Origin of the sequence: Sulfobacillus harzensis, from assembly GCF_012933365.1 — a bacterium.
GTDB lineage: Bacteria > Bacillota > Sulfobacillia > Sulfobacillales > Sulfobacillaceae > Sulfobacillus_B > Sulfobacillus_B harzensis.
Genome location: NZ_JABBVZ010000114.1, coordinates 1 through 10336, shown reverse-complemented (window position 1 = coordinate 10336; position 10336 = coordinate 1). Strand labels below are relative to the sequence as shown.

Genomic DNA, 10336 nt, shown 5'->3' with positions numbered 1-10336 from the left:
TAAGTTTTTATTTCGCCATCCGGGTCGCGAAGTCCTTTTTGCGCCGGATGTTCGGGACTATTCACACAAGCTGCTAGACCGGTGAGTCCGATGTCCAGCCATTCCGCAAAAACTAACAAAAAGTCCAAAAAAACCACCCCCCTGCTGCCAACATATTCCTCAACGGCAGAAAGGGGGACTACGGACGAAAAATTGAATGCGGGTGCGCTAGAGGTCGTGTCGTCCTTCAAGCGCTTTGGCCAAGGTCATTTCATCGGTGTAATCAAGATCTCCGCCCATCGGCAACCCACGGGCAATACGTGTTACCTTGTAGTTCATCGGTTTCAATAACCGCGCCAAGTACAAAGCCGTTGCCTCGCCCTCCAGGCTGGAACTTGTGGCCAATACGATCTCCTTGGGTGCCACACGACCCAGCCGCACCAACAGCTCCCGGACCTTAAGGTCATCGGGGCCAATGCCCTCCATGGGCGAAATGGCTCCGTGCAGCACATGATATCGCCCCTTAAATTCCCGCGTCTTCTCCATGGCGATAACATCCTTGGGCTGTTCGACCACCATAATCCAACCTGCCTCACGAGAGGGGTTGCGGCAAATGGCACAAGGGTCGCTATCGGTGAAATTGAAACACTGTGAGCAATAGCGAATGCGACTCCTGGCATTGGTAATCGCCTGGGCCAGCAACTCCGCTTCGCCTTTAGGCATGTTGAGCAGAAAAAAGGCCAGGCGCTGCGCGGTTTTAGGACCAATGCCGGGTAGCTTGGCTAGTTCTTGCACGAGATCCTGAATCGGTTCGGGATATAACATGTTAGAACAAGCCAGGCATTCCGGGAATGCGCATATTGTTGGTTACCTGACCCATGCGGTCTTGAGCGAGCTGCTGAGCCTTCGCCTGCCCCTCGCGCACCGCGGCGAGCACCAAGTCCTGGAGCATCTCCACATCCTCAGGATCCACGGCTTCCTTTTGGATGGTGATCGATTGAATTTCGCCATGGCCATTAAACACGGTCTTAACCACTCCGCCCGCTTCTGCCTCCACCCGCTCGTCCTTCAGCTCTTCCTGAACCCGCGCCATGTCCTCTTGCATCTTTTGCACTTGCTTCATCATCTTTTGCATGTTTTGGGGATTGAAGCTCATCGCTCGACATCCTTTCTCTGATCGGATTCAAATCCTGTCATGACGACCTCGGAACCAAACCATTCACGTATTTCGGCCTCCAACGGCACCCCATCCTTTGGTAGCGGAGCCGATTCCACTTCCTCAGAATCCGGCTTTCCAACCCGAAATTCAACCCGCGTATCGGGGCCATAAACCGCCCGAATTGCCCGATCAATCACCTCTCGGTGCTGAGCCTGGTTGACCAAGTTGAGGTGAGCGGGGTATTCCAAGAACACCGCCAACGTGTTTTCTTCCTGCCGAACCTGTGCCTTGTCAATTAAGGCATGGGTCGACGGCCGATCGCGCTTGACCAAATCCAAGACGCTTTGGAAATCCCGAGGTCGCTTAATTTCCGGCTCAGGCGCGGAGGAGCGCATCGGCGGTTCCGACAGCGGGGTTGTTCGCGGCGGTGGCGCCTTGGGTCGCGGAGCCGGACGGGGGGGTTCGGGTCGAACCTCTTCGTTCATAACATCGGCTTGAAGCGCCTGCTGAATTTTCAATAGCGCCAGCTCTAACGCCAAGTCGGCGGGAAATCCGCCCCTAAGCCGCGATTCCGCCTGCGCCAGATGATCCGCCGCTTCAATCCAAACGGAGCCCCCTACGTTTTCCGGAAAGAGTTGACTTAACGCAGCGATACGATCACGGCGGTATCCAGGAAATACTTCGGCACCAGCGGTGCGATAGACCAAAATGTCCCGAAATTGGCGCGCCACATCGCGAAGCACCAGCTTTTCATCCAGGCCCGCCAACCGCAACGCTTCCAGGGTGCCAATGAGGGGCTCGATGCCATCAGCCAATGCCCCCATCAACTTATGCATTTCCTGGCTCCCAACGAGGCCTGCCGCCCGCTGCACTCCCTCCGCCGTGAGTTCACGTTCCGTGGCCACCACTTGATCGAAGAGGCTCAACGCATCGCGCATGGCACCATCGGCCGCCTCGGCCAGCACTTCCAAAGCCTCAGGCGTTGCCGATACGCCTTCCTGTTCTGCCACAAAGCGCAACCGTTCCTGGATTAAGGCCGTGGTCAGACGTTTGAACTCATAACGCTGACACCGGGACAATACGGTAACCGGGAGTTTATGGGCTTCGGTTGTGGCGAGCACAAAGAGCACATGGGCTGGGGGCTCTTCCAAGGTCTTTAACAACGCATTGAAAGCCTCGGGGGTCAGCATGTGCACCTCGTCAATGATGTACACCTTGTAACGGCTCATGGCCGTTTGGTGGGTAATGCGCTCGCGGATATCCCGGATTTCATCGATGCCCCGGTTGCTGGCCGCGTCAATCTCTACCACGTCCAAATGTTGGCCGCTCTCGATGCTGCGACACGAGGCACACTCCAAGCATGGGTTGCCATCAGGCAAAAGATTTTCGCAGTTGACCGCCTTGGCTAAAATGCGGGCCACGCTTGTCTTTCCGGTACCACGAGGACCGGAAAATAAATAGGCATGCGTTAGTCGGCCCTGGCGGACCGCTTCCCTGAGGGTGTCAATCGTGCGCGCCTGTCCCAGCACCTCGCTGAATCGGCGCGGCCGATAGACGCGATATGACGCTTGATGGGCCACAGCGCACCTCCTGATGCCTTATTGTACCGTCTTCGGGCATAAAAATTAAGCCATAGGGCTGCACCGATCAGGCACTCCCGCGGCGCCACAACCGTTCTGCTTACCGCTGCTCCCTTCCGGGCCTGACGGGGTTCACAGGAGTTGTCCGCGCGGGACCCAATCGATGCAGCTCCATGGCCTAATGCAAACAAAAAATAAATGGCGGAGGAGGAGGGATTCGAACCCTCGAGGCAGGATTTGGCCCACCAACACGCTTTCCAGGCGTGCGCCTTAAACCGCTCGGCCACCCCTCCAGGTTCAAGACAACAATGGCGGAGAGGGTGGGATTCGAACCCACGAGACGGCTTTTTAACCGCCTACCCGATTTCGAGTCGGGCTCCTTCGACCAGCTCAGACACCTCTCCATCACTATTCAATTTTTCTTTCGCCGCTCACTAAAGAAATTTTTCAGTTGTTGCGACGCTTCCTCTTGTAAAACCCCAGCGACGACCTCGACCTGATGATTAAGTCGCGAATCATTCGCTAATTGGTATAAGCTTGCAACCGCTCCCGTCTTCGGATCTAACGTCCCAATCACCAATCGGGCAATGCGCGCCAATACAATGGCGCCCGCACACATGGCGCAGGGTTCCAACGTGACCACCAGAGTCGCATCAGGAACTCGCCATCCTCCAAGCTTAGCTCCAGCTTCCCGGAGCACCAAAATCTCTGCATGCGCCGTGGGATCGAGATTAGCCTCGCGGCGATTATGATTTCGGGCAATAATGCGCCCTTGACTATCCAGCAAAACGGCCCCAACTGGCACATCACCAGAACGGGCGGCCATAGCCGCTTCGTCAAGAGCTACGCGCATGGGGGCTGTCCAGTCCATGTGAGACCCTAACCTATCAAAAAGTGGTGCGCCCGGGAGGACTCGAACCACCGACACAAGGTTTAGGAAACCTCTGCTCTATCCCCTGAGCTACGGGCGCAATTCCTCACACAACTATACTCCCGTTTGCGCCTTCAACAGGATATCAAATTCAGGCTCAAGTCGCAACGGTAACTATCTCCGGTGATACCGTTATCCGGTGGTGCGAGAGCTTCTTATTATATCAGCATCGTTGGCCATCGGCAAGGTGACGATACAGGTGCTGCCTTTTTGCGGCACCGACACCACACGAATTTGTCCGCCGTATTGTTCCACCAAGACGCGCGTTCGATACAATCCCAATCCTTGTCCGGACTGCTTGGTTGTAAAATGGGGCGAAAAAATTTTACCTAATCGATCAGACGGAACACCAGGTCCGCTGTCTCGGATGGATACCGTCACCTCTTTTCGTTGTGTGCGCACTTGAACCGTCACCGGTCCCCCTTTCGGCATCGCTTCGCATGCGTTCTGCAATAAGTTTTGGAACACCTCGATGCAATCGCCGCGATCCATTGCAACCCATACCTCGCCGGCATCGATATCCAACGTCGGCACATAGGAGGTCTTGCTTAACCAGGTGCTAAGATGCGAAAGCACATTGCTCAGGTCGGTGGCTCGCGTCTTTTCCTTACGGGATGAACCGCCCAACAAGCCCAGCCCCCGAACCAGATCCCCCGCCCGTTCCAACATCCACAATGCTTCTCTCGCCGAGGTTGACTCGCCGTCGCTGTCTAGCTGCATCATTTCTAAATGTCCCTGGGCGACTGCCAATAAGTTGTTAATGTCATGGGCGATACTCATCACTTCCAGTTTGAGCGATTCATGGTCACTTTTGTCCTCCCACACGCCCACGACACCGGAAAACGCGTCGCTGTCTAAGGGAAATAACCGTATCCATTGATCTCCGCCGGGGCTGAATTCTCCAGAAGCTTTCCCACTCTGCAGCACGCGGACGGCTTCCATCGACAGTTGATCCAGGATGGCTTGGTCTGCCTGTACTCCTGCCGCCTGAACCTCCCCATTTGGATCTATAATCCACACCCCACAGCAACCCACCGGATCACGTCTCCTTGTATCCATTTTCTTCCACCCACCCAGTGTATCAAAAGACAGGACGGCCGCGGCACAAGACCTATCGTGTATTTCTGACAACCATGGTCGAAGTACGTAGGGGACAGACGAATGCTGTCGTGCTCAGGAACAAACCTTGATGGTCTGATTCCCTAATGACTGGTACGATCCAGGATATTGCACCGTTCCTCGGCATAACGTTACGCGACGGATACTGTGGGGAGGAGAAATCGTGAGAAGCTATTCGGCCATTGTCATTGGCGCCGGTCCGGCAGGTGCCACCGCAGCTCGGCGCCTTGCTGAAAATGGGATTTCGACCCTACTGCTTGAACGGGCTACCATACCCCGAGTCAAACCCTGTGGCGGAGCCATCACCCACCGCGCGCTGCCGCTTCTTCCCCCTGGCGGTGAGGCGCTCCTTAAAAGTCATCCGTGCGCCTGGACATTTTGCGGCCGCAACGGCCGCTCGGTCACCCTTGCCCGCAATCTCCCCTATTCCCACATAGTAGAGCGATCCGTCTTCGATGCCTGGTTGACCGACAGGGCAGCCCACGCTGGCGTCGAAGTTCATGATGGCGAAGCCGTGACGGCGGCGGAAGTAACCCCGACACATAGTCGACTAACGACTAAATATGGTCGATATACAGCCGACATCGTGATTGCCGCCGATGGTGCCCACGGGATGATGGCCAAGGCTGCAGGCTTTCCGCGCCCGCGCCGCGGAGCCGCCATTGAAGCCGAGATTCCCGCCGATGCCGCGCTCCTGCAGCACTACCATGAACGGGTGGAAATCCATGTGGGCCAGTACCCTTGGGGTTATGCGTGGGTCATCCCGCGCGCCGAGATTCTTAACATTGGGGTTGGATCCTTTCGCCCGGCGATGTTCCCCTTAAAAGAGCGCTTTTTTGAATTTCTGGAACGCATTGTCGGACATCGAGACGTTGTGCCCTTAGCTCATCCATTGCCGTATCGGCTCCGCTGGGATCCCCCCGTACGGAATCGTGTCCTGTTTGCCGGAGATGCGGCAGGTCTCATGGACGCGTTTTCTGCAGAAGGCATTTATTCAGCGCTCAAATCCGGGCACATGGCAGCTGATGCTGCATTGGAGAGCCTAAGACACGGCACACCGTGCCGCACCTACGCTGAGAATCTCTATGAGGAGTTTTGGCCTGCCCTCAAGTCGGCCGCCAAAATGTCGCTCCTTTTCTATCCTCTGGCCGGCTTTTGGTCGGATGTTTTCGGACAGAACCAAGAGCTCTTGTCTCACTATCTGGACGTGGCGACTGGCGAGTGCCCCTATGATACGCTCACCCGCCGTGCAGAGCATCAGCTTCTCCACCATCCCTCAATGCTGCTTAAACGGCCCCGTCTGAATTCAGCTCACGATACCTTCGGCTCGACGTAGCAAGCCTGGGCGAGTATCCTGTCCTGGAAAGCAGGTGAGTCCAGTGCACCCGTTGCGAGAAATCCAGTATCGAGCTCCCGACCCGCTTCCCCAACGCTATCCGTTCCAGTTGCCGGCGTTGCATGGATTTGCTAGTCTCCCACTCACGTCGCCGGTCACATTTTTCATTGGGGACAACGGCAGCGGGAAGTCTACCTTCTTAGAAGCGCTGGCCGACGCTGCTGGACTTCAAGTCGAAGGCGGCAGCCCGAATATGATCGTCGACAAGCCGCGCACCAATACGGAATTAGCCCAAGCACTGCATCTAGTATGGAACATCAAATTGCGCAACGGATTCTTCTTCCGTGCGGAAACCCTCTACAACCTGGCCAGCTACTTAGAAGATTTGGCTGATGACCCCTATAGTGGTGGGAAATCGGTTGTGTTTGGGCCTTACGGCGGGCGCTCTCTTCACGAACGTTCCCATGGCGAGTCGTTTCTAGCGCTGTTTCAACATCGACTGAACCCCCACCGGCCAGCGCTCTATCTTTTTGATGAGCCCGAAGCGGCCCTTTCCATTACCACACAGCTGGCCTTTCTTCGCCTCATCCACGACTGGGCTTCGTCCGGACATGTTCAAATCATCATCGCCACCCACTCACCGATTATCTTGGCCTACCCAAACGCTTCCATATGGGACTTCGATGCGTCCCCCATGGCCCTCACAACCTATATGGCCAGCCGACCATATCAAGTCACCCGGGCGTTTTTAGACGCTCCAGAACGGTTTTTGAACCACCTCTTTCGGGACGACAGTCAGGATTGATCCAACCTGGAGATAGTCCCGAATTTCGTGGAATTTGAGGTTAGCGATTCTTGTCCGTGTTTGGTTGAATAGAGGTACCATCCATCATTCAACCGTCAGGAGGAATCGCTATGACTTCGAGTATAACTAAGAATCGTCGTCAAGGACAGCATGCGGAACAAACGGGATCGACGGTGTCCATTCCGTTGGTGGACCTGTTGCACGATGCCGAGGCGGGCTTGCTGGGGCTCGCGGTCCAGGTGGGCCTGCGTGTCCTCCAAGAACTGATGGACCAAGAAGTCACCGAAATTGCAGGCCCGAAAGGTCGGCACAATTCGCAACGCACCGCCGTCCGGCACGGCGTCGAAGACGGCTACGTCTTTTTGGGGGATCGGCGGGTTCCGGTGCCCATCCGCGGGTGCGCACGACCACCGGTCAGGAAGTGCCGCTGGTCACCTACCACACCTTCCAGGATGCCGGCGTCGCGACACAAACCATTCTGGAGCGGATGCTCTTTGGCTTAGCCAGCCGCCAACAAGGCCATGCGAATCCGGCTCTCTCGGCCGAGGTGGGCACCCATGGGCTGAGCAAAAGCGCCGTCAGCCGCCGGTTTATTCGGGCGACCCAGCAGGCCCTCGATACGTTTTTGCACCGGTCGCTGGGAGACCGGATCTGGACCGTCCTCATGGTGGACGGCCTTCGGGTGGGCGGGCACCTCGTGGTCGTCGCGCTCGGGATTGACGACGCGGGCACGAAGCGCATTCTGGGCTTGGCCGAGGGAGCGACGGAAAATAGCGCCGTCGTCAAGAGTCTCTTGACAGACTTAATGGAGCGTGGATTCACGGTTCCGGAAGGCCACGGGCTTTTGGCTGTGATTGACGGCGCAAAAGCCCTGGCCAAAGCCGTGCGCGAGGTGTTTGGCGACCGCGTCTACATCCAACGTTGTCAGATCCACAAAACGCGGAATGTTTTAGACCATCTCCCCGAGTCCATGCAAGCGACCGTGCGGTCGCGGTTGCGCAAGGCCTACCAAGAGGCAGATGCCACGAAGGCCTTCAAGGCGTTGCAGAACCTCGCGACGGAGCTCGAACGGGACTACCCCCAAGCGGCCAACAGTCTACGTGAAGGCCTGGACGAAACGCTCACCGTCCATCGGCTCGGGTTGTCGGGCACGCTACGGCGTTCGCTGGCCACGACCAATCCCTTAGAGTCTGTGAACAGCCGGTTTCGGACCCATGCCCAAAATGTAAAGCTCTGGGCCAACGGCATACAGGTTCTACGCTGGCTGGCCAGCGCCAGTCTCGTTCTCGAGGACCGGTTGCAACGTCTGGCCGGATATCGCGACTTGCCCCAATTGCAAGCCGCACTCCGCCCCCTCGTCGAGGCGCAACCAGTAGCGAACCGGAGCTGACGGAACGCCAATCATCGACGTGTGAGGTCAACCTGCAAAGGTGAATAGAGAAATTCTGTGCCCCGAATTGCCCGGGGCGTCAAAAAGCACGTAGCGTGTCTGCATTTGCGGCGTTGCGCCTCCCTCCGTGGTGAAATGTTCGCCCGATTCTAGGATATTGTCCACGCGTGTAGAATTATCAGGTATTAAATGGAAATGAGTAAACGGGAGGTTCTACGGAATGCAAATAGTGCCGCGGCGAACAATCGTCGTTATGGGTCTCTTACGCGCGCTGCTCGCGGTGATAGCGATTGTGGCGGCGCGGATGCATCCGGGCTCGAGCTCGGGTTCCTTCGAACTTATTGCTGCGTGCTACAGTATTCTTACTGCGGCAGTTGAGTGGGCGCTAATCGCACGAATGGTAGTGGTGCTTCAACCCATATCGTGGTTACTGGATCTCTTCTTTCTGCGCTTAGTACTGGCCCGGTTTTCCCATCATGGGACAGTGGCGCCGGCGTTCTTACCTCTGATTGCTTTCGAAGCCGAGCTCTACTGGCCAGGGTGGGGGATGCGCGTTGGTGCAGTGGCGGCCGGGCTCATGCTCGTTAGTACCTGGTGGTTGCGCTTATGGTCTCACCGACCGACCTTGTCCATCGAATGGCTTGGGCTTTGGCTGGTTTATCTGGCGGCTGCCGTGATTGTGGTTAGCCAACTCTCAGGAGTGGAGCGGGCGGACTTGGGCCGAAATATTGAACTCCGGCGGACGCCAGAAGAACCCTCACACGGTGCATCAGGGGCGGATTTTCTTACGCCTCGGGAAAAGGAAGTATTGGAAGCCCTCCAAGATGGGAAAACACTCTATGCTATCGCTCGAGAGTTACATATCTCCTACAGCACAGCCAAATCCCACTGGCGAAAAATTGCGGCAAAGCTCAAGACCCCCGGCGACAAACCGCGCCCCTAGAGGAGATTCTCTAGGGGGGGCTCGATCGATACTCACACCTCAGGGCGCGCCGTCTGTGTGGATCCACGGGATAGCATTTGGCGCATCCTTATACGCCCTCAACGCCTCCGTCTGCCCTAGGAGATGTTCGTCCATTGCGGTGACAATGGACACTAGAAAGGTATTCAACTCATCGTCGGTTTCCAATATGCTGGTGGCTGTGGGGAAGAAAGACGGATCGCCCATGGGATCAAGATAGTACGCTTTACCGGCCAATTCCGGTATGCGATCGTCGTGGATTTCGAGCCACCAGTGGCTCCGCGAGCCATGCAAGACCCACCACCAGCGAGGCTCATCTGGGTTAACAGCGTTGAGTTCTCGCTGCACGATGCCTTGGTCATCTTGGTCGCGAACAAGTCTGTCGTACACCCTCCCCAAGAACTTGGCTTCCAAGTCACTCGTATTAGTCTGTTTGCCTGGTGCACCGTGTGGCTCTTTTCCACGACGCATTGCGTGTTATCCCTCCTGCCGGTTATTGTCCGGGCTTATAGCGCCCCACATTAATCCACCACGGTACTATAGAAGTATTAGGAGTACCGTGCCATGTCTCGGTCTTGTAGTTACCGCGAATTGGGTAACCGGTAACCACGGCGCCTGGACCGTGACCCTTTGCGTCCACGTTTCCAGTGGCGTTGCCGACATTAACCACAATTTGCATCAGCACCTTCCAACTATAGAACGGCACGGTTGTGTGGAACCATTTTAAATAGAGATTACGTTTCGGTGAAGCCTGGGGCACATAATTTCCGGAATTAACGGCTGTCTTTACCGCATTTTGCGCGGCGGCCGTGTTTTTCCAGTTGTGGCGATACTGCATATGCTGCCACCCCCAGCCGGGTTGCGCTCCTTCGTACAGTATCACAAACTGTCCCGTGTGGTTCCCGTACGCATCCCAGATTGCCGTGTTGGCCGGATAACTTGCCGCCGACGTTGTGGAAGGATTCGAGATAGTGCGTATTCCGGTGTAATCCACCAGGTATTCCAGTAATTCGCCACCAGTGTGTCCGGTAATTAGTCACCGGGTAGTCCGATAAATCGCCACCACCCCGTGGGTG

11 protein-coding genes, 3 tRNA genes, 1 other RNA gene and 1 pseudogene are annotated in these 10336 nt (G+C 56.3%); 4 read left to right on the top strand and 12 right to left on the bottom strand.

All coding sequences use genetic code 11. From position 1 onward, the window contains the following. Positions 1-207 precede the first annotated feature (207 nt). The 9 genes from recR to HIJ39_RS24980 form a co-directional block, all read right to left on the bottom strand. Entirely contained in the window at positions 208-804 is a 597-nt protein-coding gene (recR, locus tag HIJ39_RS19380) for a recombination mediator RecR (RefSeq protein ID WP_169102637.1), read from the bottom strand. A 1-nt stretch (position 805) separates the two neighbouring features. Continuing rightward, positions 806-1135, bottom strand: coding sequence for a YbaB/EbfC family nucleoid-associated protein (locus tag HIJ39_RS19375; RefSeq protein ID WP_169102635.1), 330 nt, complete (start codon positions 1133-1135; stop codon positions 806-808). After that, the gene (gene dnaX, locus HIJ39_RS19370) at positions 1132-2718 is read right to left on the bottom strand and encodes a DNA polymerase III subunit gamma/tau (protein WP_169102633.1); all 1587 of its coding nucleotides are present in this window, start codon (positions 2716-2718) and stop codon (positions 1132-1134) included. The genes HIJ39_RS19375 and dnaX overlap by 4 nt, the downstream gene beginning before the upstream one ends. 62 nt (positions 2719-2780) lie before the next feature. Further along, positions 2781-2880: signal recognition particle sRNA small type (gene ffs, locus HIJ39_RS19365), an RNA gene on the bottom strand. A 37-nt stretch (positions 2881-2917) separates the two neighbouring features. Further along, positions 2918-3011: transfer RNA gene (locus HIJ39_RS19360), tRNA-Ser, on the bottom strand. 16 nt (positions 3012-3027) lie between these two features. Then, positions 3028-3122, bottom strand: a tRNA-Ser gene (locus HIJ39_RS19355). Between the two features lie 8 nt (positions 3123-3130). Next, positions 3131-3589 (bottom strand): tRNA adenosine(34) deaminase TadA, encoded by a 459-nt coding sequence (tadA, locus tag HIJ39_RS19350; protein ID WP_169102631.1) that lies wholly within the window; start codon positions 3587-3589, stop codon positions 3131-3133. 24 nt (positions 3590-3613) lie between these two features. Beyond that, a tRNA-Arg gene (locus tag HIJ39_RS19345) sits at positions 3614-3689 on the bottom strand. A gap of 92 nt (positions 3690-3781) precedes the next feature. Further along, positions 3782-4669, bottom strand: coding sequence for an ATP-binding protein (locus HIJ39_RS24980; RefSeq protein ID WP_169102629.1), 888 nt, complete (start codon positions 4667-4669; stop codon positions 3782-3784). A 262-nt stretch (positions 4670-4931) separates the two neighbouring features. On the opposite strand from HIJ39_RS24980, the gene HIJ39_RS19335 reads away from it, so the two are divergent. Together HIJ39_RS19335 and HIJ39_RS19330 are read left to right on the top strand one after the other, a co-directional pair. Next, entirely contained in the window at positions 4932-6104 is a 1173-nt protein-coding gene (locus tag HIJ39_RS19335; RefSeq protein WP_338055251.1) for an NAD(P)/FAD-dependent oxidoreductase, read from the top strand. A 43-nt stretch (positions 6105-6147) separates the two neighbouring features. Continuing rightward, the gene (locus tag HIJ39_RS19330; RefSeq protein WP_169102627.1) at positions 6148-6909 is read left to right on the top strand and encodes an AAA family ATPase; all 762 of its coding nucleotides are present in this window, start codon (positions 6148-6150) and stop codon (positions 6907-6909) included. A 95-nt stretch (positions 6910-7004) separates the two neighbouring features. On the opposite strand, the gene HIJ39_RS24345 is transcribed toward HIJ39_RS19330, so the two are convergent. Beyond that, the gene (locus tag HIJ39_RS24345; protein ID WP_243239824.1) at positions 7005-7229 is read right to left on the bottom strand and encodes a hypothetical protein; all 225 of its coding nucleotides are present in this window, start codon (positions 7227-7229) and stop codon (positions 7005-7007) included. Positions 7230-7279: 50 nt separating this feature from the next. Between HIJ39_RS24345 and HIJ39_RS19325 the strand changes: the two are divergent. Beyond that, positions 7280-8299: pseudogene (locus HIJ39_RS19325) on the top strand (IS256 family transposase); the annotation flags it as partial. Positions 8300-8519: 220 nt separating this feature from the next. Continuing rightward, the gene (locus HIJ39_RS19320) at positions 8520-9242 is read left to right on the top strand and encodes a helix-turn-helix transcriptional regulator (RefSeq protein ID WP_169102625.1); all 723 of its coding nucleotides are present in this window, start codon (positions 8520-8522) and stop codon (positions 9240-9242) included. Between the two features lie 39 nt (positions 9243-9281). Here HIJ39_RS19320 and HIJ39_RS19315 read toward each other — a convergent pair whose 3' ends face one another. Then, entirely contained in the window at positions 9282-9650 is a 369-nt protein-coding gene (locus tag HIJ39_RS19315; protein ID WP_169102623.1) for a hypothetical protein, read from the bottom strand. Between the two features lie 103 nt (positions 9651-9753). Beyond that, the gene (locus tag HIJ39_RS19310; RefSeq protein ID WP_169102621.1) at positions 9754-10098 is read right to left on the bottom strand and encodes a hypothetical protein; all 345 of its coding nucleotides are present in this window, start codon (positions 10096-10098) and stop codon (positions 9754-9756) included. Positions 10099-10336: the final 238 nt, after the last annotated feature.

What these genes read in the sequence shown, in the direction of transcription:
- recR (WP_169102637.1), bottom strand. Translation starts at nt 804, where the DNA reads ATGTTATATCCCGAACCGATTCAGGATCTCGTGCAAGAACTAGCCAAG.
- HIJ39_RS19375 (WP_169102635.1), bottom strand. Translation starts at nt 1,135, where the DNA reads ATGAGCTTCAATCCCCAAAACATGCAAAAGATGATGAAGCAAGTGCAA.
- tadA (WP_169102631.1), bottom strand. Translation starts at nt 3,589, where the DNA reads ATGGACTGGACAGCCCCCATGCGCGTAGCTCTTGACGAAGCGGCTATG.
- HIJ39_RS19320 (WP_169102625.1), top strand. Translation starts at nt 8,520, where the DNA reads ATGCAAATAGTGCCGCGGCGAACAATCGTCGTTATGGGTCTCTTACGC.
- HIJ39_RS19310 (WP_169102621.1), bottom strand. Translation starts at nt 10,098, where the DNA reads ATGCAGTATCGCCACAACTGGAAAAACACGGCCGCCGCGCAAAATGCG.